The organism is Rouxiella aceris (assembly GCF_012933545.1).
Classification (GTDB): domain Bacteria; phylum Pseudomonadota; class Gammaproteobacteria; order Enterobacterales; family Enterobacteriaceae; genus Rouxiella; species Rouxiella aceris.
Genome location: NZ_JAADJU010000004.1, coordinates 340080 through 363692, shown reverse-complemented (window position 1 = coordinate 363692; position 23613 = coordinate 340080). Strand labels below are relative to the sequence as shown.

The 23613-nt window shown below is 52.1% G+C and carries 17 protein-coding genes; 4 read left to right on the top strand and 13 right to left on the bottom strand.

What is annotated here, in order from left to right:
- The first annotated feature begins 31 nt into the window (after positions 1-31).
- From mglA to GW590_RS09820, 3 genes are all read left to right on the top strand, one after another.
- The gene (gene mglA, locus GW590_RS09830) at positions 32-1552 is read left to right on the top strand and encodes a galactose/methyl galactoside ABC transporter ATP-binding protein MglA (protein WP_169402848.1); all 1521 of its coding nucleotides are present in this window, start codon (positions 32-34) and stop codon (positions 1550-1552) included.
- 18 nt (positions 1553-1570) lie between these two features.
- On the top strand, positions 1571-2581 hold the full coding sequence (mglC, locus tag GW590_RS09825; RefSeq protein ID WP_169402846.1) for a galactose/methyl galactoside ABC transporter permease MglC: 1011 nt from the start codon (positions 1571-1573) through the stop codon (positions 2579-2581).
- 406 nt (positions 2582-2987) lie between these two features.
- Entirely contained in the window at positions 2988-5696 is a 2709-nt protein-coding gene (locus GW590_RS09820; protein ID WP_169402844.1) for a polysaccharide lyase family 8 super-sandwich domain-containing protein, read from the top strand.
- Positions 5697-5747: 51 nt separating this feature from the next.
- On the opposite strand, the gene sanA is transcribed toward GW590_RS09820, so the two are convergent.
- The 7 genes from sanA to artP all read right to left on the bottom strand — a co-directional run bounded on the left by sanA (position 5748) and on the right by artP (position 13664).
- Positions 5748-6509 (bottom strand): outer membrane permeability protein SanA, encoded by a 762-nt coding sequence (gene sanA, locus GW590_RS09815; RefSeq protein WP_169402842.1) that lies wholly within the window; start codon positions 6507-6509, stop codon positions 5748-5750.
- A gap of 288 nt (positions 6510-6797) precedes the next feature.
- On the bottom strand, positions 6798-8495 hold the full coding sequence (locus GW590_RS09810; RefSeq protein WP_169402840.1) for an NAD-dependent malic enzyme: 1698 nt from the start codon (positions 8493-8495) through the stop codon (positions 6798-6800).
- A gap of 227 nt (positions 8496-8722) precedes the next feature.
- Positions 8723-9607, bottom strand: a complete 885-nt coding sequence (gene cdd, locus GW590_RS09805) for a cytidine deaminase (RefSeq protein ID WP_169402838.1) — start codon at positions 9605-9607, stop codon at positions 8723-8725.
- Between the two features lie 1131 nt (positions 9608-10738).
- Complete coding sequence (artM, locus tag GW590_RS09800; RefSeq protein WP_169402837.1) at positions 10739-11407, bottom strand: arginine ABC transporter permease ArtM; 669 nt, start codon at positions 11405-11407, stop codon at positions 10739-10741.
- On the bottom strand, positions 11407-12123 hold the full coding sequence (gene artQ, locus GW590_RS09795) for an arginine ABC transporter permease ArtQ (RefSeq protein WP_169402835.1): 717 nt from the start codon (positions 12121-12123) through the stop codon (positions 11407-11409). The genes artM and artQ overlap by 1 nt, the downstream gene beginning before the upstream one ends.
- An 11-nt stretch (positions 12124-12134) precedes the next feature.
- Entirely contained in the window at positions 12135-12866 is a 732-nt protein-coding gene (gene artJ, locus GW590_RS09790) for an arginine ABC transporter substrate-binding protein (RefSeq protein WP_169402834.1), read from the bottom strand.
- Between the two features lie 69 nt (positions 12867-12935).
- Positions 12936-13664 carry an arginine ABC transporter ATP-binding protein ArtP gene (gene artP / locus GW590_RS09785; RefSeq protein ID WP_169402832.1) on the bottom strand — a complete coding sequence of 243 codons (729 nt, stop codon included), beginning with the start codon at positions 13662-13664 and terminating at the stop codon, positions 12936-12938.
- Between the two features lie 322 nt (positions 13665-13986).
- Here artP and GW590_RS09780 point away from each other — a divergent pair, with 322 nt between their 5' ends.
- Positions 13987-14832 carry an N-acetylmuramoyl-L-alanine amidase gene (locus tag GW590_RS09780; RefSeq protein ID WP_169402830.1) on the top strand — a complete coding sequence of 282 codons (846 nt, stop codon included), beginning with the start codon at positions 13987-13989 and terminating at the stop codon, positions 14830-14832.
- Positions 14833-14916: 84 nt separating this feature from the next.
- Here GW590_RS09780 and GW590_RS09775 read toward each other — a convergent pair whose 3' ends face one another.
- The 6 genes from GW590_RS09775 to hcp form a co-directional block, all read right to left on the bottom strand.
- Positions 14917-15948, bottom strand: a complete 1032-nt coding sequence (locus GW590_RS09775; RefSeq protein ID WP_169402828.1) for an NAD-dependent epimerase/dehydratase family protein — start codon at positions 15946-15948, stop codon at positions 14917-14919.
- 161 nt (positions 15949-16109) lie between these two features.
- Positions 16110-17564, bottom strand: coding sequence for a DUF2867 domain-containing protein (locus GW590_RS09770; RefSeq protein WP_169402827.1), 1455 nt, complete (start codon positions 17562-17564; stop codon positions 16110-16112).
- 87 nt (positions 17565-17651) lie between these two features.
- Complete coding sequence (gene ltaE, locus GW590_RS09765) at positions 17652-18665, bottom strand: low-specificity L-threonine aldolase (RefSeq protein ID WP_169402825.1); 1014 nt, start codon at positions 18663-18665, stop codon at positions 17652-17654.
- Positions 18666-18804: 139 nt separating this feature from the next.
- Entirely contained in the window at positions 18805-20526 is a 1722-nt protein-coding gene (gene poxB / locus GW590_RS09760) for a ubiquinone-dependent pyruvate dehydrogenase (protein ID WP_169402824.1), read from the bottom strand.
- A 227-nt stretch (positions 20527-20753) separates the two neighbouring features.
- Positions 20754-21767, bottom strand: coding sequence for an NADH oxidoreductase (hcr, locus tag GW590_RS09755; protein ID WP_169402823.1), 1014 nt, complete (start codon positions 21765-21767; stop codon positions 20754-20756).
- A gap of 46 nt (positions 21768-21813) precedes the next feature.
- Positions 21814-23466 carry a hydroxylamine reductase gene (hcp, locus tag GW590_RS09750; protein WP_169402821.1) on the bottom strand — a complete coding sequence of 551 codons (1653 nt, stop codon included), beginning with the start codon at positions 23464-23466 and terminating at the stop codon, positions 21814-21816.
- Positions 23467-23613 lie beyond the last annotated feature (147 nt).

Sequence of the window (23613 nt, the reverse complement as noted above, 5' to 3'; positions counted from 1 at the left end):
TAGCCAGGTTTCAATTTTATTAGGTAGCGCTATGGCCGATATTAATACGGAACAGCCCCGCGAGTGGCTGCTGGAAATGAGTGGTATTAATAAATCGTTTCCGGGCGTAAAGGCGTTAGATAATGTAAATTTAAAAGTTCGTCCTCATTCTATTCATGCCTTAATGGGTGAAAACGGTGCGGGTAAATCTACGTTATTAAAATGCCTTTTTGGTATTTATAGTAAAGACTCCGGAACAATTCTTTTTCAGGGCAAGGAAGTCAATTTTAAAAGCTCGAAGGAAGCCTTGGAGCAGGGCGTATCGATGGTGCATCAGGAATTGAACCTGGTGTTGCAACGTACCGTAATGGATAATATGTGGTTGGGCCGTTATCCAACGAAAGGCTTCTTTGTCGATCAAGACAAAATGTATCGTGATACCAAAGCGATCTTTGATGAGCTTGATATTGATATTGATCCACGTGAAAAAGTCGGTAAATTATCTGTTTCACAAATGCAGATGATCGAAATAGCCAAAGCTTTTTCTTATAACGCTAAAATCGTTATTATGGATGAGCCGACCTCTTCTTTAACCGAGAAGGAAGTCAACCATCTGTTTACGATTATTCGTAAATTGAAAGATCGTGGCTGTGGTATTGTCTATATTTCTCACAAAATGGAAGAGATCTTCCAACTCTGTGATGAAATTACTATTCTACGTGACGGACAATGGATCGTTTCCCAGTCTCTGGAAGGACTGGACATGGATAAAATTATTTCCATGATGGTGGGACGTTCCCTGAGTCAGCGTTTCCCTGACCGCTTAAACACCCCGGGGGGCGTGATCCTGGAGGTACAAAACTTAACCTCTTTGCGTCAACCTTCGATTCGTGACGTGTCATTTGATCTGCATAAGGGCGAAATTCTCGGTATTGCCGGACTGGTAGGGGCGAAGCGTACTGATATTGTCGAGACCTTATTTGGTATTCGTGAAAAGCTTGCGGGTACTATCAAGCTACACGGCAAAAAAATTAATAATAATAGCGCTAATGAAGCCATTAATAACGGATTTGCGCTGGTAACCGAAGAGCGTCGATCAACTGGTATTTATGCTTATCTGGATATTGGTTTTAACTCGCTTATTTCGAATATTCGTAACTATAAAAACAAAGTCGGTTTACTGGATACAAGCCGTATGAAGAGCGATACCCAATGGGTTATCGACGCCATGCGGGTTAAAACACCGGGCCATAGAACCAGTATTGGTTCTCTTTCGGGGGGTAACCAGCAAAAGGTTATTATTGGTCGTTGGTTATTGACACAACCGGAAATTTTGATGCTGGACGAACCTACCCGCGGTATTGACGTTGGGGCAAAGTTCGAAATTTATCAGTTAATCACCGAGTTGGCTAAAAAAGAAAAAGGCATCATCATTATTTCTTCGGAAATGCCTGAGTTGTTAGGTATTACTGACCGGATATTGGTTATGAGCAATGGACAGGTTGCGGGTATTGTTGAAACAAAAAATACATCGCAGAATGAAATATTACGCCTTGCATCCTTGTACCTCTAATTTTTAAGGGTTCTTATTATGAATGCATTAAATAAGAAAAGCATGCTCACTTATCTTAAAGAGGGCGCGATTTATGTTGTACTGTTTGTCTTGTTGGCCATTATTATTTTCCAGGATCCTACTTTCCTGAGTCTGATGAACCTGGGGAATATTCTTACCCAGTCTTCAGTGCGTGTTATTATTGCCCTTGGTGTAGCGGGTTTGATCGTCACACAGGGTACTGACCTGTCTGCCGGGCGTCAGGTTGGCCTGGCGGCAGTGGTTGCGGCTACCATGTTGCAGGGCATGGATAACATCAACAAAGTGTTCCCACATATGGGCGTCGTTCCAATCCCATTAGTGATCCTGGCTGTGTGCCTGATTGGTGCGTTGATTGGTCTGCTGAACGGTATCATCATTGCATATCTGAATGTAACGCCATTTATCACCACTTTGGGTACCATGATTATCGTTTACGGTATTAACTCACTGTATTACGACTTTGTGGGCGCATCGCCAATTGCCGGTTTCGACAGCCACTTCTCGCATTTTGCGCAGGGCTTTATTAGCCTGGGAGGATTGAAGCTTTCCTATATCACCTTCTATGCGATTATTGCCATCGCCTTTGTCTGGGTACTGTGGAATAAAACGCGCTTTGGTAAAAATATCTTTGCTATCGGTGGTAACCCTGAAGCAGCCAAAGTATCAGGCGTAAACGTTCCCCTGAACCTGATCATGATCTACGCGTTATCCGGTGTGTTTTATGCCTTCGGCGGTATGCTGGAAGCAGGGCGTATCGGTAGTGCCACCAATAACCTCGGCTTTATGTATGAGCTCGATGCGATTGCCGCCTGTGTGGTGGGTGGCGTTTCCTTCGCCGGTGGTGTTGGTTCGGTAGCAGGCGTGGTGACCGGTGTACTGATCTTTACCGTTATCAACTATGGCCTGACCTATATCGGTGTTAACCCTTACTGGCAGTACATTATCAAGGGCGGCATTATTATCTTCGCCGTAGCGCTCGACTCCTTGAAATACGCCAAGAAAAAATAACCTTAAACGATTTTCAGACACGGCACTAATTAAACAGGGCACAGAATTGTGCCCTGTGAGTTTGATGACAAAGTCGTCTTGATGATCGAGATACCCGGGCATAGCACACCTAGGGGCGCTCCGGCGGGCAAGCCCGCTACGACCCCAACGGTGCACTCTCCCTAATAATGGACTTTGTCAGCAGTCTGACAGGGCACAGAATTGTGCCCTGTTGCATTTTCTGCGGTTTATCAACCCCGCCTGGTTTATTTCTGGTCCGCTAAAGAGAAGGCTCCTGGTTAAACGAGAGTTTTCTATTTAATAAGACTGAAACTCTTGGTGGGTTAATGGCATCCTCTTATTTCTGAATAAAAAGCATTATTTCATGCTCTGTCAGTCATAACTTTTTGATTGATAGAGGAATATCATGCTTGCCGTTAAAGTATTCAAATGCTCGTTGCTCACCTTTTCCATTGCCTGCGCAACCAGCCTCGCCGGGGCACAAACTGGCCTCACTACTCAGGGAGCCGCAGTCCTCGCCGTCAGCAAACCTTTCTCCACGACAAGCAAGCCCGCGCCCCGATTTGGCGTCCGTGAGGAACGGGGGTATATCGCCTCGAAAGGCGAGTTGTTGGCGGGATCGGCACTAGTGTTCGAGGTGCGCGATCGCGGCAGTGATCAACTCAAGGAACGAATTACGCTTAACCCTGGTTCGGCAGAAACTGGCCAATATACCTGGCCTTACCTGCTGGCCAAGGCAGTCAATGCCCAGTCAACGCTGGCTCGCGTTGGCGAATGGCAAGAGGGCGCTTACCGGCCTGCCTATAGCAGCTATCTTAATACGGTCTGGTTACCTGCTGATTTGCCGCTTAATTTCACTTATTATATCGACCATGCCAACCTGGCGCAGTACCGCCTGGTGTTGCAGCGTCTGGCTGATGCCGCCGCTTATAGCTATTCACTGGCTAACGTAAAACAGTGGATCGCCAAAGAGAGTGGCGGCAGTTTTACCGATCTCAGCTATCCCGATAATAAAAAACCGCTTGCCGATACTTCGGTAACCGGTGCACATCTTGACCGCGTACTGCAATTGGCCTCTTACGCCCATCAGAATCGCGCTGAATGCCGCAATATGACCGCCAATTGTGTCGTCGTTAAAGATGCACAGGCTGCTGCTCTGCGTGCCCTGTTATTCCTGGTAGACAAGAATTATCAATACAGTAATTGGTGGAACTCCTCTATCGGTAATCCCCGCTCTGTCGCCCGCGCTGCCTTACTGCTGTTTCCAGAAATAACTCCCAACCAACTGGTCGCCAAACTCTTGCCTTATCTGCGCGTGGCGAACGTGTCCAGTGGCAAAAATAACTGGGGAGCCAATCTGATCGATTATGCCGCTATTCAACAAATGTGGGCCATATTGGCGCTCAATGGCGGCATCGCTGCGGCCGCCGACCTGAAGTTATACGATGGCTTTCTGCGTGAAAGTACGCAAACCGTCTCCGACCTGGCGGTGATACAGCCAGGGCAGGATACCGACAGTTGCGAAGGGATCCGCGCAGATATGTCCTTTACCTCGCACTGTGGCACCGCTAATGGCCAGCTGATTTCTCAGTTATATACCGCAGGTTATGGCTATGTCTTTATGGACGGTATTCTCGCGGTGCAAAACGGGGTTTACGGCACAGACTATGCTATCCCGGCCAAACAGTTTGAACTGCTTGAACGCTGGTTGATTGATGGCATGGGCTGGTCCGGTTACGCGGGCATTACGGATTTTCATGTCGCTGGACGTAGTCATAGCCGTTCAACCGCCAGTTTTGGCGGCATGGTTAATAAATTTACCGCCAAGTTGCTGGAGATTAATCCCAATAGTCCGCGTAAAGAGATATTGAAAGAGTTGCTGCATCGTGGTCAAACGGCGGATGAGTCCACCAATCAATACTATCGTGGTAATCGTTATTACTGGACCACCGATAATATGTTCCATTTTGGTCCGGCGTATTCGGCTTCATTACGAATGGTCTCAAAACGCACCACGACTTCTGAAACCGGCAATGGCGAAGGGCTGTTAAGTTATTTCCTGGGGGCGGGAAGTCAGTTGTTAACGCGAAGCGGTAACGAATATCGAGATATTCAGCCGGTATGGAACTGGAAACGCCTGCCAGGTATTACCGCCGAGCAGGACGATCTGACGTTGCCGCTAAATGAATGGGGAAACACCGCCTACGGCAGCCACAGCTTTGTCGGTGGCGTCAGCAATGGCACGCTGGGATTGGCGGCGATGGAATTAAGTCGACTCAATGTCGCCAATGCTCACAAAAGCTATTTTCATTTTGATGATGCAATCTTGAATATTGGCTCCAATATCGATACCCGCCAGGCCAAGGCCGAGGTGGTAACCAGCGTTGAGCAAGCCTTGCGCCAGGGCGATATACAGTACCGACTGAAAAATAGTGCCACGGTATATCATTTGCAGGAAGGACAACGTCTGCAGTCGGGGGATATTGTCTGGGTGCAGCATAACGGTATCGAATATCTGTTCCCTGCCAGCGAGTCACAAATCATTACCCTGCAATCTCAGGCCCAAAGCGGCAGTTGGCATGATATCAATATCGGCACTTCCTCGGCACAAATCAGCAAAGAAGTGTTTAGCCTGTGGATCGAACATAACCCGGGCATGGATGGTCATTATTTGTATTATGTGCAACCGTCAGCCTCTTTCGAGATGAATAACCCGCCGGGGTTGGCTGAAAAAAGAGTCGCGCAACTGACCACGTGCCGCGAAAATTGGCTGCATGCGGTGCGGGATAACCAAAACAATCTTGGTATGGCGGCCGTGTATCAGGTGAAAGATGAATGGATCGCGCTGACACGGGATGTGCAGGTAAAGGCGACGCTGCCGATGTTATTGCTTGCCAAAGCGCAAGATAGCGGAGAAACGCAGATTACCCTCAGCGAACCGACGCAGAACAGCTCACTTAAAAAAGTGCAGTTGCAACTAAAGGGAAGCTTCCTTTGCACCGAAGGTTGCCGTGTTTTAGCGACAGAGGGTGATGACACTACCCTTGACGTTGACCTGCCTTTCGGGACGGAGATAGGTAAAAGCGTGACGATAAAAGTTTTTCGTCAGCCATAAAACCGGCATTAATCACGGCGGGAGTTATCCCGCCGTATACCCGAACGACGTTTAGCGATCGCTGGTCAGTGTTTTCTTTTCCGCCGATTTCTTTTCTGCTGCCAGCGTTTGTTGCAGAGTCAGCAATTGCTCTGGTGTCACTGCCGGATAGCCCTGGGCATCGTCAGCAATATTATGGATTGCCGGGATCGGGATAAGCGGACCGAGAAAGCGCGGCTGACGCTTCAGCAGATAGAGATCGTTAAGTGCGCCGAGGCGGGCAAAGATTTCCCGCACTCGCACAGTAAGAATATCTTTCGGCGAGGGTACCGCAAAACACTGGGCCTGGATCCCCATATGCAGGGCGATAAACAGCGCCCGTTCGCAGTGAAAGCGTTGGGTAATAATCAGAAAATCATTGGTGTCGAACACCTTGCGGGTGCGCACAATGGAATCGAGGGTACGAAAGCCGGCATAGTCGAGGACAATATCGCTGGAAGGGATACCCGCAGCCATCAGATCGCGGCGCATGGTCATGGGTTCGTTATAGCTTTGCAGGGCGTTATCACCACTAAGTAGTAAATATTTCACCTTGCCGCTATTGTAGGCGTTGATTGCCCCTTGCATGCGGTAGAGATAGTACTGATTGATTACGCCAGTGCGATAGTACTTTGCCGTGCCCAACACCACGCCAACCTGGCGATAAGGCAGTTCCTGCACTTCATCGTAGATATAGTCCTGGGTTCTCCAGCTAATCCAACGATCCAGACCAATAGCGATGATCAGCATAACAACACAGATGCTGATAAAGCTCACTATTAGCCGCTTAATCATGGTTTGCCTTAAGTAATAGGTTGGGGCACAGGATCCAAGGCTACTTTACCTACCGGCAGGACGCAATAATTACGGGGTGTTCATGGACCACTTGCTCTATTTTTCATCAATATCCGGCGTATTTGTCGCCGCAGCAGCGTTGGCTGCGCTCGTTCACCCGAATCACTTACTGATGTAAGCTCATCGGGATTCACTCACTTGCCGCCTTGCTGCAACGTCAACTACTTGGGTATTTTTTGGGTAATCGGCAACGCCCCCTAAGAGCAGGACGCTGCCGAAAGGCAGGAATTAGAACGACGTGCGTTTATAACTGCGGTACTGCGGGGCCCAGAAGTTGTGTTGGATCGCTTTGGAAAGCGCATCCTCTGAGGTGACTGTTGCCACCCCTTCAATCTGTGCGGCTTTGCCGACTTCCATGGCAATGCACTTGGACACGCCCTGGATATCGTTAACGTCAGGCAACAGCGAACCGACGCCATCGGTAGCCAGCGGTGAGCACTCGGCCAGAGCGCGGCTTGCCGCCATCAGCATGCCATCGGTAACCTGCGTTGCTCCGGAGGCAATTATCGCCAGACCAATACCGGGGAAGATATAGGAGTTGTTGCATTGTGCGATTGGATACAGCTTGTCTTTATAGCTTACCGGCGCAAACGGGCTGCCGGTAGCCACCAGGGCGGCGCCGTCTGTCCAGTTGATGATATCCGCCGGGTGTGCTTCCACTCGCGATGTCGGGTTAGTTAACGGCATCACAATCGGGTGCGGGCAATGCGTATGCATCTCGCGAATGATCTCTTCGGTAAACAGACCGGGCTGGCCGGAAACCCCAATCAACACCGTCGGCTTGGCATAACGCACCACTTCCAGCAGCGAGATATTGTCGCTGTTAACATCCCAGTCGGCGAGGTTTTCGCTTTTTTGCACCAGCCGGCTCTGGAAGTCGAGCAGGTTGGTCAGTTTATCGGTCAACAGCCCAAAGCGATCGACCATAAAGACGCGGCCACGAGCTTCCTCTTCGCTGAGACCTTCTGACTTCATTTGCGCCACGATCTGTTCGGCAATACCGCAACCTGCCGATCCGGCACCGAGGAAGGTGACGGTCTGATCGCGTAAGCGACTGCCCGCCGCGCGGCTGGCAGCCAGCAGGCTACCCAGTGTCACCGCCGCCGTGCCCTGGATATCATCGTTAAAGCAGCACAGCTCCTTGCGATAACGCTCCAGCAACGGCATGGCATTTTTCTGGGCAAAATCTTCGAACTGCAACAGAACATTTGGGAAACGGATTTTTACCGCTTCGATAAACTGATCGACAAATGCATAGTATTCGTCACCGGTAATGCGCGGATGACGCCACCCCATATACAGCGGATCGTTAAGTAACTGCTGATTGTTGGTGCCGGCATCCAATACCACTGGCAGCGTATAGGCCGGGCTGATGCCACCGCAGGCGGTATACAGCGAGAGCTTGCCGATAGGAATGCCCATCCCGCCGATGCCCTGGTCGCCGAGGCCGAGAATGCGTTCGCCGTCGGTGACGACAATCACTTTAACGTGCTGTTTGGTGGCATTTTGCAGCATATCGTCAATATGTTCGCGATTGGGATAAGCGATAAACAACCCACGGGCGCGGCGGTAAATATCCGAGAAATGTTCACAGGCTTCCCCCACCGTTGGGGTATAGATCACCGGCATCATTTCGCTGAGATGTTCATCAATCAGGCGGTAAAACAGGGTCTCATTGGTATCCTGAATATTGCGCAGATAGACATGTTTCTCGATATCGTTTTTAAATTCCTGAAATTGCCGATAGGCGCGGGCAGCCTGCTCTTCAATTGACTCCACCGCTTCCGGCAACAGGCCGTGCAGATTAAAGTTGGTTCTCTCTTCCTGGCTAAAGGCGCTGCCTTTATTCAGCAGTGGAAATTCGAGCAGGATAGGGCCAGCGTGTGGGATATAAAGTGGACGTTTACTTTCGTATTCAAGTTCCATTGATTTTACTCTTCTGGTCTCGGAAAAAGCAGGAAAGGCAAATGGGTAACGCGCATGGTTTTTATCTGGGTCGAGGTGGTGTCACCTGCGCCATAGCTATACTAAGAACAGAGACTGAAAAGATAAAGAAAATATGTAGGCTATTTGTTATCGGACTATTTCTGTTGCCCGGAGTTAACGGTTATCACCAGCAAGGTCACCGGGCGATGACCTTGTATCATATGGCTTTACAGCGAAATATGTTGCAACTGTTGACAGCCGAGTGCTGACAGCGTGGCCCGCGTGGCGTCAAGTTGGCTGACCAGCGGATCGCTGCGTTCTATCAGTACGGCACGGCGAATTTTCAGGCAATCTTCACCGGACAGATTCAGCAGGATCAATGCGGCTTGCAGGGGCGGCAGGCTCGGATTGAAGGCTGCATTCTCGGCATAGGGACCACCGTAGATTTTCCCGCTGTCACTTTCCAGCGCAATACCGCTGTGTGACTGGCTATAAGGGGCATGGCTCTGATTACAGGCGGCCAGTGCCTGCTGGCTAAGTGCATCACTGGCAGATGTTTGGTAACCGTGATCGACTTTGTCCATCAGCAGGGTTGCAATATCCAGATCCTGTGGGCCAAAAGAGTAGGGCAGGTATTCACCGAGGCTGGCCACTGCACGATCCGGCAGATGGATAGCCAACTCGCTGCCGCTATTCAGTTCATTCATAAATTGTCGGCAGTGACCGCAAGGGGTGTAGTTCACCGTAATGGACGCCAGTCTGGTTTCGCCGCGTAGCCAGGCATGAGTCACCGCTGATTGTTCTGCGTGGACGGTTTGCTGCATCGAAGCGCCGCTAAACTCCATATTGGCACCAAAATAGAGATTGCCGCTGATCCCGCGGGCAACGGCGCCAACGTGAAAATGAGAAATTGGTGTCAGCGAGCAGGCCGCCGCCAAAGGCAGCAACGCAAACGCCAGGGCGGTGTCATCCAACCCGGTTTCCAGGCGAAGTTGGCTGACCTGCTGTGCGGTCAACATGGCCGGGAAGTCATCATGGCGGAGTATCGGCTCAAGGGCAGATTGCAACAGAGCGGGCAGGCTGGCAAAAGCATCGATAAAACGTATGTGCATGGGGACATCCTTGATGATCATTTGGCTGGTTATTCTAGGGGGCTTTTTCGCGGTTTAGTGTGACGGATATCTCTATATTTATGAAATCGATGTAATAAATGTAGGGTGTAGTGGGGGAGGGGTCTTAAATGGCAATTTTTCTTTTTTAAAGTCAATTTACTCCGAGGACAAGGGGGCGGTTTTAGCTTAAATGGCAATTTATTTTTTAAAATCAATGGACTATGAGGAGCTGTATCGGGTTGGGCTTAAATGGCAATTTTTGGCTTAAAATCAATTGGCTATGAGGAGTTGTATCGCGTTGGGCTTAAATGGCAATTTATGGCTTAAAATCAATGGACTATGAGGAGCTGTTTCGGGTTGGGCTTAAATGGCAATTTATGGCTTAAAATCAATTGGCTATGAGGAGTTGTATCGGTTTGGGCTTAAATGGCAATTTATGTCTTAAAGTCAATTAGCTATGAGGAGCTGTTTCGGTTTTATAATAGCAGTGGCCACTTGACCCGCTGTGCCGAACCGAGTTAAGGAGCGCTGGCCCGCTCCTTAACAATCCTGGGCCTTTTGGTGTTGTTGATGCGTCTGCTGCCTATTACCGGCTATATTTCAGTCACTCCGCGCGTGGCACGAGCCGCGCTGCTGCGCAGTCCCCTTGCTCGGTCGGGAGCCAAAAGCGTCTCCCTCCGCTTCGCGCGGCGCCGTCTCTGAATGTGCCAGCAAACTATCTACACCGTGCCGTTTCAGACAAAGATTTTTGTCTTTTTGTCTTTCGCAGTTGACCTTTAATGTTGCCGGTTTTGCTTTAAATGTTTCCTGGCCGATTCAAAACCTACGCTGAGCGACGTGGAGCGAGACGCTTTTGGCTCGCGACCGAGTGAAGGGACCGCGCAGCGGCGTGGTTTAGGCCACACACAGAAGTTACTGGAAAGAACTCGAACCGAGGGCACGACACTTATCAATTTGGACAAGGCGCAGGATTCCAAAGGAGGCGCGCCTTCGCCTCCTTTGGGCGGTCTGGGCCGCCGCCCAGTGAGCGCAGCGAATGCAGTTGACCTTGACCTTGAAGTTGACCTTAACCTTAACCTTAAAGTTGACTTTAAAACCAAAAATTGCCCTTTAAACCCAACCAATTATCGACTAATTGCGTCGCTCAAAGACCAGCGCCCGGCGCTCAATCAACCGCATGGCCAGCGTCAGCAGACCATTGACGCACAGGTAAACCACACCGGCGGCACCAAATACCATTACATCGTAACTGCGGCCATACATCAGTTGGCTATGACCCATAATATCCATCAGCGTAATGGTGTAGGCCAGCGACGTGCTTTTGAAGACTAACACCACTTCATTGGAATAAGACGACAGCGCCCGCTTAAAAGCATAGGGCAGCAGAATACGCAGCGACTGTTTTCTGGACATGCCCAGCGCTTCGCAGGACTCCCATTGTCCGCCAGGAATTGCCCGCACCGCACCGGCAAACAGCTGCGTGGTGTAGGCGGCGCTATTGAGCGCCAACGCAAACATCGCACATAACCAGGGCTGGGAAAGCACCTCCCACAGCCAGGGGATCTCGCGAATAGACGGAAACTGTCCTGGCCCATAATAAATCAGAAAGATTTGCACCAGCAGCGGCGTACCGGTAAACAACGTGATATAGCCGCGGACAATCTGGCTGACCACCGGGATTTTCAACGTCAGAATACAGGTGAACAGCAGCGCCAGCAGCAAGGCGACCACCAGCGCGGCCAGGGTCAGCGTCAGGCTGGTATGCAGACCTTTCAGCACTTCAGGCAAATATTCCCACATCAGGAAGCGCTCCGTTCAAAGCGGGTGGTACGGAGTTCGATGCGTTTAATGACGAACTGACTGAATAACGTCACCAGCAGATAAATACAGGCGGCTGCCAGATACCAGGTAAAAGGCTCCTGCGTCCGGGTGGCAATACTCTTGGTTTGCAACATCAAGTCGTTCACGCTGATCAGTGATACCAGTGCCGTATCTTTCAGTAGAACCAACCATTGATTACCCAGACCTGGCAACGCATGACGCCACATCTGCGGCATAATCAGCCGGAAGAAAATCGCCACCTTGCCCATGCCTAACGCTTGTCCCGATTCCCACTGGCCCTGCGGAACGGCTTTTAGCGCGCCGCGCAGCGTTTGTGAGGCGTAGGCAGAGTAGAGCAACGACAGGGCAATTACCCCGCAAATAAAGGGGCTGACTTCGAAATTGTCAATTGGCAACTTGATCGGCAACTGGAAGAGATACAGGTTGATACTGAACCCGTCGGCCAGTGTCATCAGCAACTGCGAGGAGCCGAAATAGATAAACAGCACCACCAGAATTTCCGGCAGGCCGCGTAAAATCGTCACCCAGGCGGTGCCAAGCCAGCTTAGTGGTTGCCATGGCGCTGATTCCCAGACGGCAAACAGCATCGCCAGAAACAGGCCGAGGATCAGCGCACAAATGGCAAGGCCGACGGTCATCCCGGCGGCACTGAGCAGAGGTTGAAGTTCAATCATCGATAGTGAGATTATTGCTGGAACCATTTGGTATACAGGGTCTTGTAAGTCCCGTCTTGTCTGACTTTGGCCAGCGCATCATTCATTTTGCCCAACAGCGCGCTGTTGTCCTGGCGAACGGCTACGCCCAAACCAGTACCGAAGTAGCTCTGATCGGTGATCTTGTCGCCGACGGCTGCCAGGTTTTTGTTCTGTTTCAGCCACTCGTTAACTACGGCAGTATCACCAAATACCGCGTCCAGACGGCCATTTTTCAGGTCCAGCACGGCATTTTGATAGCTGTCATAAGGTACGGCAGTGATCTCTGGGTGTTTTTCCATCAAATATTTCTGATGCGTTGTGCCGTTTTGCATACCGACACGTTTGCCTTTTAACGAAGCGATATCAGTGAACTTGCCTTTCTGTGCGATAAAAATCGCCGAGTTGTCATAGTAGGCATTGGTAAAGGAGACTTGCTTGAGGCGATCGGCGGTGATATCCATACCGGAAATAACCGCGTCAAAACGGCGGAATTTCAGACTAGGGATCAGGCTGTCAAAAGCCTGGTTGGTAAAGGTACAGGTTGCCTGCATCTCTTTACACATCGCGTTAGCCAGATCGATATCGAAACCCTGAATTTTGTTGCTTGCATCAACAAACTCAAATGGAGGGTAAGAGGCTTCGGTGGCGAAACGAATAGTTTCTGCCGCGCCGGCAGATAAGCTGACACCTGCCAGAACGGCGGCAATTAAAAGCTTTTTCATTATAAACTCCCTCATAACGTCAGTATTATCCCCGTCATTTTTTAAAATCTTAGGGGTATAAATGGCAAATCAATGTGATAAATAGCTGGCAAACTCGGACGTCTGCGGCTGTGAGAAACAGCTGGCATCGCCTTGTTCAACAATATGACCATTTTCCATGTAAACCACGCGAGTCGCAGTTTTACGCGCCACTTCCACTTCATGCGTCACGATCACCTGGGTAATGCCGGTTTCGGCAAGCTCACGGATGATGCTCACGATTTGCGCGGTAATTTCCGGATCCAGGGCAGCGGTGGGTTCATCAAACAGCAGCACCTGAGGTTCCATCATCAATGCACGGGCAATGGCGACGCGTTGCTGTTGTCCACCCGACAAATGCAACGGATAACGCTGGGCAAAATCATTGAGGCGCAGACGGGTCAGCAGTTTTTCTGCCCGGGCCATTGCTGCGTCATGGCTTAAGCCAAGTACGCGGCAGGGCGCTTCCAGCAGGTTGTCCAGCACCGTACGGTGCGGCCAGAGGTTATATTGCTGAAATACCATTCCCACGTTCTGACGCAGTTCGCGGATCGACTTTTCATCCGGCTTCTTTTGAAAGTCGAAATGATTACCGGCAATTTGCAAATTGCCGGAGCGAGGCATTTCCAGCAGGTTTAACACCCGCAGAAGTGAGCTTTTGCCCGCACCGCTCGGCCCGAGTAACACCAGGGTTTCTCCGGCCGGACAGTCGAGCTGAATGTCAAAGAGCGCCTGATGGGCGCCGTAGAAGCAATTGATATTGTCTAGTTGAATACTCATGCGTAAATACTGAATAGCCATTAATGCCGCAGAGGGTAACCCCTGTAGCATAGTTATGCAACAATCGCGGGTTAAAATTTATTTGTGGGTAACCTTATTCCTGAAAGGTAGCATAAGATATCGTCAGTTATGGCAGCAGGCACAAGCTTTTACTCTCTTCGCAGCGCTATTTTGCCGGTTTTATTGTGGCTCTCGACCGTAGAAGAAAGGTTTGGCAACGCCAGCCGTTGTATCCTGTTAAGGATAAAACCGATTTCTAATGTCGCCAGGCCGCGGTTACTGTCAGGTCAGGCGGCAAGATCATAAGGAAAAGCCGGACAAGATGAAGTTTCTAAAACGATGGCAAGCCGGGGTTCAGCTTGTCGGATTTTTGCTGCTGGCCGGGTGCCAGACGCAGCCGTCGACCAGCCAGACGCATAATTATCGACTGGAAACCACCCGTCAGGCGCAGGGGGCTGACCAGCGTATCCGCTTTCTGGTGATCCACTACACCGCTGAAGAATTCCATAATGCGCTTAATACGCTGACCGACGAACATGTAAGTGCACACTATCTTATCCCTGCTCGTCCGCCGTTGGTTGCTGGCAAAGCGGTCGCCTGGCAACTGGTACCGGAGTCAATGCGTGCCTGGCATGCGGGAGCCAGCGGCTGGCAGGGGAGAAATAATCTTAATGATACTTCCATTGGTATCGAGCTGGAGAATCAGGGTTTTACCCCGACGATGCTCGGTCAGCGTTTTTATCCTTACCCCGCCGGGCAGATTAATTTATTAATTTCTCTCAGCCAGGATATCGTCAAACGCTACCAAATCGCGCCGCAGAACGTGGTGGCCCACAGCGATATCGCCCCGCAGCGCAAAGAAGATCCCGGACCACAGTTTCCCTGGCAAAAGCTGGCTGAAAATGGCGTTGGTGCCTGGCCACAGGCCTGGCGCGTCAAGGCTTTGCTGCATGGGCGAGACGCGCATCAGCCAGTGGATCCCGTGCTACTGCTTAATAAACTGGCGCGCTATGGTTACAGCGTAGATCCCGGCATGACCCCGCGCCAGCAGCGGCGGGTTATCGCTGCCTTTCAGATGCATTTCCGGCAAAGTGATTATCGTGGCGAGGCGGATGCGGAGACGGAGGCGACAGTTGATGCGTTATTACAACAATATCCCTCCCCTTAGTCCCAGGCACGGTAGCGGTGTTGGCTGCGCGCGTTCACCCGAATAAATTGCGTCGGTGATGGCAGCCATAATCCGGGCAAAACATTAATTAGGATGGCTGATAATGCCCTGTGGATGTTGTAGACGACCATGATCCCGTAACCATAGTGCGGTGCGCTGGATCCCTTCATCGAGGGAAACCAGCGGGCTATAACCCAGCTCGGTTTCTGCCCGCTGGGTATCGAGGGTGACGTCAAAATTGAGTTTTGCCACACTGTAGTGGGTAAACATCGGCTCACTGCGTTGCTTGCGACCCAGTTTTTCCATACCGCGCGCCATCATATCCAGCAGCGGGTAGGGCACCGAACGGATGCGATATTTGATATCCAGCCCGGCCATCAGATGCTGGATCAGCGAGCTAAGCGGTCGGGGTTGCAGGTTGCTGATATTATAAGCGCGTCCCGATTCATGCTGTTGGCTCTCGGTGGCCAGCCACATGGCATGGGCCACGTTCTCAACGTAGGTCATATCCACCAACGCCTCACCGCCGCGCGGCAACATCAGGGTGCCATATTTGATCATCTGTAACAGCCGCGGCAGTAGCACATTGTCGTGCGGACCAAAAATCCCCTGCGGGCGCAAAATGGTGAAATGCGTCTGTGGATTGGAGAGCGCCAGAGTGGTGATCACCTGTTCAGCGGCCGCCTTGCTGCGGGCAAACTGATTGGCAAAGCGTGGCGGACGGAAATCTTCTTTAATATTCAGGTGATGATGAAAGTCGAAGTAGATCGCTGGCGAGGAGAGGTGCACAAAATTTTCGACACCATAGGCCGCTGCCCATTCCCCCAGACGCCGTGTAGCGCGGACGTTGGCCAGTTCAAAATCCTGTTCACTGCCCCAGGGCGCACTTAGCCCGGAACAGTGCCAAAGGGTATCGACGTCGGCCAGCAACGCTTTGGCCTGTGCAGATACCAGATTGGTCAAATCGGCATGAATAAACTCTGCGCCCAGTTTTTCCAGTAATGGCCCCATGGCGGCATTACGGCCGGTTGCCCGCACTTTAATGCCTTTTCTCCGCAAGTATTCCACTGCGTTGCGACCTGGGCCACTGGTTGCACCGGTAACCAATACCTTCATATATATCCGAATTCCATGAAAATGTCGTTGCCTGACGCTCAACATTGAGCGCTGGACAAATAGGCCGCCATTCTTTCTTGAAATGATAGGCTATGCAATGGGAAACAAGCTAAGTTGTGACTCTTCTGGTGCGATCGCCTGCAAAATAACCCGTGATATTTTCAGCGACCGCAGCGATCTTTTTGTCGCGCCAGACTGGCTATGCGTTTGGCCATGCCGCGAAAGATAAACAGATGGGCCGGCATCATGCAAAACCAGTATAACAGGCCACGGGAGCCAGCCGGGTGCCACCAGGCGCTGATATCCAGGCTACGTCTTTCACCGTGATCTTGCAGGGTAAAGGTTAAACGACCAAGGCCGGGGGCTTTCATGGTAAACAGCAGTGACAGTGATTGGCCGGGGATAATATCGATCACTTTCCAGCCGTCAATGGTATCGCCTATCTTTAGCGTATTGCTGGTCGGCCGTCCCGTTTTAAGTTTATTGCCAAGCACTCTGTCGATTCTGGCGCGTAGCCGCCACAGACTCTGGGCATAAAAGAAGCCCTCTTCACCGCCTAACTGTTGAATAACTTGCCATAGTGCCTTGATCGACGCCGAAGTTTCCAGCCGGAAACCCGCCTGTTTCGGGTAGTAGGCATAGTCTGGCCGCCAGCGCCGGTGGGCATCGGCATCATTTCGCCATTCGGCAGAGTTGAGTACGCAATTTGCTTCCTGATCCAACGCCTGTTTAATGGCGTCATCAAGGGGCGTCAATGTTAGCGGGATCAACTGTTGCAAAGCCTGGCTGTCGGCAGGCAGGTCCTGTTTCAGTCCCTGGATTAACGCCTTGGCCAGCGGCGTTGGCACCGAGGTGATCAAACTGATCAACAGCCCGGAAATCAGCGCAGACGGCAGGGGAAACGGCAGCACGGCGCGGCGTTTGCCGGTAATGCGGATAATTCGTTGTATCACTTGTTGATAGCTGACATATTCCGGGCCGGCAATATCGAAAACGCGATGCTCGCTGGCCGGATGGTCAATCAACGCCGAGAGATAATGAAGCAAGTCATGAAGCGCAATCGGCGAAGATCGCTTGCTAACCCAGGCGGGGAGTGTCAGAACCGGCAGGTTATAGATAATATCGCGCATCACTTCGAAGGCTGCCGAGCCGGGGCCGATAACAATGCCCGTGCGCACTTCGGTAACTGGAATATCCCCCATGCGAAACAGTTCGCCAGTCAGTTTTCGCGCCTGCAAATGGGTCGATGACAACCCTTCCGGTTGCATGGCACCCAGATAAATAATCTGTTTGATTGTCGAGTCTTTTAACGCCAGCAGGGTGTTTTGCGCCGCCTGCCGCTCTTTTTCCAGCAGGTCGTCATCATCACTGACGGCGTGCACCAGATAGATCAACACATCGGCGTCCGCAAAGGCATCGCGCAGACTGGCATTGTGATAGACATCGGCAAAACAGCAACGGACTCCCGGCCAGTTCTGCGCCACCAGCCACTTGCGACGTCGCGCTGCGGCAGTGACCGCGTAGCCCTGCTGGTTTAAAAAGGCAGTGAGATGCTGGCCGATATAGCCGCTGGCGCCCAGTACAACAATACGTTTCTCGCTAGAGAATGTTGGCATCTTCCATTTTGCTCGTTCAAAGTGACGAAAAATAGCCCGCAAAGGCTGAGCGACCTCCCTGTTACCACTCAGTTTGCGGGCGGCAGGTTAGTCCTGTTGCTGCAAAAAGCGCTGCCAGAGTTCGACAACGGTCTGCAGATCCTGACGACTGATATCAATATGGGTGATCAGGCGTGTCAGCGGACCGGCACTGATCAGCACGCCATGTTCGCGCATCCACGGGCCGAGCCTGGCCGCCATCTCGGCGGATTGGTGAAGATATAACACATTGGTTTGCGCCCCCGGTGCGGCAATTTCCACGCCGATGGCGCGCAGTTGCTGCTCCAGCCAACGGGCGTTGTCATGGTCATCTTGCAGACGCTGCACATTGTTTTCCAGGGCGTAAATGCCGGCAGCGGCGAGGATGCCTGATTGGCGCATACCGCCGCCGGTCATTTTACGCCAGCGATTGGCACGCTTGATATATTCCGCACTGCCGCACAACAGTGAGCCTACCGGCGCACCCAGTCCTTTCGACAGGCAGATAGTCAGCGTATCGCAGTAGCAGGTAATATCGCTTAACGGCACGCCGAGAGACACGGCCGCGTTAAGGATGCGCGCGCCGTCAATATGCAAGGCCAGACCTTTTTCACGGGTAAAGGCAAAGGCGCGTTGCAGGTAATCCAGCGGCAGCACTTTACCGCTGTGGGTATTTTCCAGACTGAGCAGACGGGTGCGGGCAAAGTGAATATCATCCGCCTTGATTGCCGCCGCCACCTTATCGAGGGGCAATGTGCCGTCATCGGCCATTTCCAGCGGTTGCGGTTGAATACTGCCCAGCACTGCGGCACCGCCTGCTTCGTACATATAGTTGTGAGCCTTTTGGCCGACGATATACTCTTCGCCACGCTCACAGTGAGACAGCAGGGCCACCAGATTGGCCTGGGTACCGGTAGGTAAAAACAGTGCGGCTTCTTTGCCGGTCAGCTTGCAGGCCAGGGCTTGCAGCGCATTGACCGTCGGGTCGTCACCATAAACATCATCGCCTACTTCGGCCTGATACATCGCCTGGCGCATAGCTTCACTCGGGCGTGTAACGGTGTCACTGCGTAAATCGATCAACGTTGACTTCCTCTCACTCTGGGGCTGAAAAATAGCAAACAAATATCGCCCCAAGGTGTTTGCTGACAACCCGAGGTTATCAGCAATCTGTCAGGGCGATATTTTTTGCTGTGCGCTTTTCACTATAACGCCAGCAGCCTTAACGCAGCCAGTTGGTTTTTGCCAATTCGACAACTTCGTCACCGCGACCATTGATAATGGCGCGCAGCATATACAGGCTAAAGCCTTTCGCCTGCTCCATTTTGATTTGCGGCGGCATGGCCAGCTCTTCCTTGGCGGTGATGACATCGATCAGCACAGGTCCGTCATGGGCAAAAGCTTCTTGCAGTGCCGCATCGACATCGGATGCCTTGTCAACGCGGATACCTTTGATGCCAGTGGCTTCGGCAATGGCGGCAAAATCCGGATTGTGTAACTCGGTGCCATCGGTCAGATAGCCACCGGCCTTCATCTCCATGGCCACAAATCCCAACACGCTATTGTTAAATATCACCAGTTTGATCGGCAGCTTGTGCTGGGCGATAGACAAAAAATCGCCCATCAACATGGCAAAGCCGCCGTCGCCGCACAGTGCCACTACCTGGCGCTGGCGATCGATAGCCTGAGCGCCAATCGCCTGTGGCATGGCGTTGGCCATCGAACCGTGGTTAAAGGACCCCAGCAGCCGCCGCTTGCCGTTCATTTGCAGATAGCGGCAGGCCCAGACGGTGGGGGTGCCGACATCGCAGGTGAAAATGGCGTCGTCATCGGCATAGTGGCTGATCTGTTTGGCGAGATATTGCGGATGGATTGGCAATTTGTCGTTTGCCGTGGCCAGTTCATCCAGTCCCTGGCGCGCTTCGCGATAGTGTTTAAGCGACTTATCGAGAAATGCCGAATCGTTTTTGACCTGCAAATCAGGCAGCAGCGCAGCGAGTGTTGCTTTGATATCGCCGATCAGCGCCATATCGACCTGGCAGTGTGCACCGATGCTGCCCGGATTGATATCAATCTGGATAATATTCGCCTCGGTGGGGTAGAACGCGCGATAAGGGAACTGGGTACCGAGTAGCACCAGAGTATCGGCATTCATCATGGCATGGAAACCCGATGAAAAACCGATCAGCCCGGTCATGCCCACGCTGTAGGGATTATCCCACTCGATATACTCTTTGCCGCGCAGTGCGTGCACCACCGGCGCTTTCAGGGTTTCGGCCAGCTTGACCACCTCGTCATGGGCGCCGGCGCAACCGCTGCCGCACATCAGGGTGATATTGGCCGAGCTATTGAGCACTTCCGCCAGTTTGGCCAGCTCAGTGGGCGCAGGTTGCACTACAGGTAGCTGCGGTGGATACCATTTGGCCTGCACGTCATCGGGGGCCGGTTTCAGGGCAATATCTCCCGGCAGAACAATAACGGATACCCCTTTATTGAGGATCGCCTTATGCATGGCAATGCTTAGCGCCTGTGGCAACTGCTCGGGGTTGCTGACCAGTTCGCAATAATGGCTGCATTCGCGAAACAGCTCTTGCGGATGGGTTTCCTGAAAATAACCGCTGCCGATTTCGCTTGAGGGAATATGAGCGGCAATCGCCAGTACCGGTACATGGTTACGGTGGCAGTCAAACAGACCGTTGATCAGATGCAGGTTACCCGGCCCGCAAGATCCGGCGCACACCGCCAGTTCGCCAGTGATTTGCGCTTCGGCCCCGGCGGCAAAGGCCGCCACTTCTTCATGACGGGTGCCAATCCATTCAATGGTCCCCATGCGATTAAGGCTGTCGCTCAGGCCGTTTAATGAATCACCGGTTACGCCCCAAATCCTTTTTACGCCAGCGTGTTCAAGAGTTTTGGCGATAAATGCTGCAATGCTTTGTTTCATGAATCCCTCCAATGTGTTTTTAAAATTTCTTCACAGGGTGTTGGCCTGCGTATGCAGAAAAGTGAAAACAACTGGGGGTAAGCATAGTCCATTGGCGCTTTTCCCTTTGGCAGGATGATGCGCTTGGTATCATTTTCCTTGGTGGATCAAGGGGGGATAGCGGCGTGCGCTATGCTCAACCTTGCCTGGAAAAATGTAATAAAAAGTACCAGGCAAGGTGACAGGGGTCAGGCGAGGGTGATATCCGTTTCCAACTGGCAACTGCAGGCCAAGACATAACCCTGTGCCAGTTCGTCAGCCGTGAGCGTAGCCTGGCTGGTGGTGCGGTAATGGCCAGAGAGAATGCGGGTTTTGCAACTGCCACAGACGCCGGCGCGACAGGCGGCCACCACCGGCAAGCTATATTGCTCGAGGGCGGAGAGCAAGCTGGCCCCCACTTTGACAGAAAAATGTTGCAGCGGCTGTGACGAGGTCAGCAGCAGGCGCTGTTCGCTGTTCACAGCGGGCTCCGGGGTATAAAAGGCTTCGCTGATGATATTTTCTTCAGCACAACCCAAGGCCAGCACCCAGCTTTTTGCCTGCTGCATATAGTCGTTCGGGCCACAAATCATCACCCGCGTGCTGTGAATATCGGTCACATGCTGCGCCAGCAGTGCTTGGCTGAGACGGCCGGCGATCATGTCACTTTGTGCGTTCTGGCTGCACAAAATATGCAGTTTAAGCTGCGGATATTGTTGCACCAGTTGCTGCCACTGGGCGGCAAAGATCATATCTTCAGGTTGGTGAATGCTATAGAACACCTGAATTGGCTGGGCGGGCTGGTGCCGTAATGCGTCACGGCAGATCGACATTACCGGCGTGATGCCACAGCCTGCTGCCAGCAGCACCAGCGGGCGATCACCGTCGGCAGTGAATTCACCCTGGGCATCGGACAGCCACAGGTAGTCGCCGGGTTTAACCTCGCCAGTCAGCCAGGTCGATCCGCAACCGCCGGGGAGCAGTTTAACCGTCAGTTCGATAAAGCGGCTTACCCCAGGCGTCGAGGAGAGGGTATAGGCGCGCTGTTCCAGGCCGCTGGTGCCGATATTGACCAGCGCAAATTGACCGGGGCGGTAGTCATAGCGGTCATGAGTGAACAGCGAAAGCGTCCAGACATTGGGCGTTTCCTGGGTAACGGCATAAACCTGCATCCGGTTTGGACACAGTGCGCTTGGCTGATCGGGAAAAAGTATCGCTGTCATAGTAAAAGTCTCACAAAATGCCGACGTGACCGTCGGCAAAGGAAGATTATTGCGCCAGCATCAGGCTCAGATCTTGTTCTACTGAGGTCACCGCACGCAGGCCAAATTTCTCATTAAGCACGTTGAGCAGATTATCGGTAAGGAACGCGGGAGCCGTCGGGCCGGTGGCAATATTTTTGACACCCAGTGACAGTAAGGTCAGCAAGATAACGATCGCCTTTTGTTCAAACCAGGAAAGCACCAGGCTCAATGGCAGATCGTTGACGCCGCAACCGAGTTTGTCCGCCAGATGCACCGCTAGCATAATGGCTGAGTAGGCATCGTTGCATTGACCGACGTCAAGCAGGCGCGGCAGACCTTCAATATTGCCGAAATCCAGCTTGTTGAAACGGTATTTGCCGCAGGCGAGAGTGAGGATCAGACAGTCTTCGGGAACGCTGCGCGCCAGGTCGGTGAAGTAGCTGCGTTCACCGCGGCTGCCGTCACAGCCGCCGATCAGAAAGATATGGCGCAGTTTTTGGCGGGTGACCAGATCGATTAGCGTATCCGAGGCATTGAGCAGCGTCTGACGACCAAAGCCGACGGTGATCTCCTGTTCGATTTCGCTAAAGCGGAAACCTTCCATTGCCAGCGCCTGATTGATTACCACGGTAAAGTCTTCACCGTGCAGATGTTTAACGCCCGGCCAGCCGACAATACTGCGTGTCCAGATACGTTCAGCATAGTCACCGACCTGCGGATCGATAATGCAGTTGGAGGTCATCACCACCGGGCCAGGGAAACGGGCAAATTCCACCTGCTGGTTCTGCCATCCGCTGCCATAGTTACCGGCCAGATGCGGGTATTTCTTCAGTTCTGGATAACCGTGGGCCGGCAGCATTTCGCCGTGGGTATAGATATTAATCCCGGTACCGACGGTCTGTTCCAGCAACTGTTGCAGATCTTTCAAATCGTGACCTGAAATCAGGATCGCCTTGCCGGCAACAGGTCGCACATTGACCGCCGTCGGTTGCGGATGACCATAGGCGTCGGTTTCACCGGTATCGAGCATTGCCATCACCCGGAAGTTCATTTGCCCGATAGCCATGGCGTTGTCCAGCAGCTCGGTCATATCGGCAGGCTGGGTGCCTAACCAGGCCATCAACCGATGGTATTCGCTGGTGATCTCCTGATTTGACTGTCCCAGCACATGAGCGTGTTCCATATAGGCGGCGGCACCCTTGAGGCCATACAGGCACAGTAGACGCAGGCCGTGGCAGTCATCACCTACCGCGGCTTTATCGTTGTTAAGGGCAAACTGCTGGGCCTGTTGCTGTAGCTGCGCCAAATCGTCACTGACCAGCTCCAGCAGAGCAAAAGGGTGGGCGGGGACTAATTGTGCATCCTCTTGCTGGCAAAGTGTCATCAGACGTTGGCGATGCGCGATTGCTTCACGGGCGTAGCCGATAATGCGTGCGGAATCGAAGTTAACGTTGGTCAAGGTTGAAAAAAAGGCGCGCGGGGAAAAATCGTCGATCTGCTGATCGATAATCCCCTGGCCGCGGGCAAGCAACGCCCATGCCGACAGCCCTTGCAGCACGGCAACCAGCAGGTCCTGCAGGTCGGAGGTTTCGGCAGTTTTGCCACACATGCCCTGGGAGTAGCTACAGCCTTTTGCTGTTGGTGTCTGGATCGTTTGCTCACATTGAATACAAAACATGATGCTGTCCTCTTTGTTATGTTGCATTTTAAATGCATGTTTAAAGAGAGACTAAAACTGCCCTGCGAGAAAACGAAGCACAATTTGTTATTAATCGAGGAAGAATTGATTTAGCACAGGTTTTTGCAGGGGGATTGATGGGAGTTG

Bases quoted from the DNA above. Each gene is read 5' to 3' on its own strand.
- artQ (WP_169402835.1), bottom strand. From the start codon at position 12,123: ATGATTGAACTTCAACCTCTGCTCAGTGCCGCCGGGATGACCGTCGGC.
- mglC (WP_169402846.1), top strand. From the start codon at position 1,571: ATGAATGCATTAAATAAGAAAAGCATGCTCACTTATCTTAAAGAGGGC.
- sanA (WP_169402842.1), bottom strand. From the start codon at position 6,509: ATGATTAAGCGGCTAATAGTGAGCTTTATCAGCATCTGTGTTGTTATG.
- artM (WP_169402837.1), bottom strand. From the start codon at position 11,407: ATGTGGGAATATTTGCCTGAAGTGCTGAAAGGTCTGCATACCAGCCTG.
- hcr (WP_169402823.1), bottom strand. From the start codon at position 21,767: ATGACAGCGATACTTTTTCCCGATCAGCCAAGCGCACTGTGTCCAAAC.
- hcp (WP_169402821.1), bottom strand. From the start codon at position 23,466: ATGTTTTGTATTCAATGTGAGCAAACGATCCAGACACCAACAGCAAAA.
- GW590_RS09775 (WP_169402828.1), bottom strand. From the start codon at position 15,948: ATGAAGGTATTGGTTACCGGTGCAACCAGTGGCCCAGGTCGCAACGCA.
- GW590_RS09780 (WP_169402830.1), top strand. From the start codon at position 13,987: ATGAAGTTTCTAAAACGATGGCAAGCCGGGGTTCAGCTTGTCGGATTT.
- GW590_RS09770 (WP_169402827.1), bottom strand. From the start codon at position 17,564: ATGCCAACATTCTCTAGCGAGAAACGTATTGTTGTACTGGGCGCCAGC.
- mglA (WP_169402848.1), top strand. From the start codon at position 32: ATGGCCGATATTAATACGGAACAGCCCCGCGAGTGGCTGCTGGAAATG.
- poxB (WP_169402824.1), bottom strand. From the start codon at position 20,526: ATGAAACAAAGCATTGCAGCATTTATCGCCAAAACTCTTGAACACGCT.
- artJ (WP_169402834.1), bottom strand. From the start codon at position 12,866: ATGAAAAAGCTTTTAATTGCCGCCGTTCTGGCAGGTGTCAGCTTATCT.
- GW590_RS09810 (WP_169402840.1), bottom strand. From the start codon at position 8,495: ATGGAACTTGAATACGAAAGTAAACGTCCACTTTATATCCCACACGCT.
- cdd (WP_169402838.1), bottom strand. From the start codon at position 9,607: ATGCACATACGTTTTATCGATGCTTTTGCCAGCCTGCCCGCTCTGTTG.
- artP (WP_169402832.1), bottom strand. From the start codon at position 13,664: ATGAGTATTCAACTAGACAATATCAATTGCTTCTACGGCGCCCATCAG.
- GW590_RS09820 (WP_169402844.1), top strand. From the start codon at position 2,988: ATGCTTGCCGTTAAAGTATTCAAATGCTCGTTGCTCACCTTTTCCATT.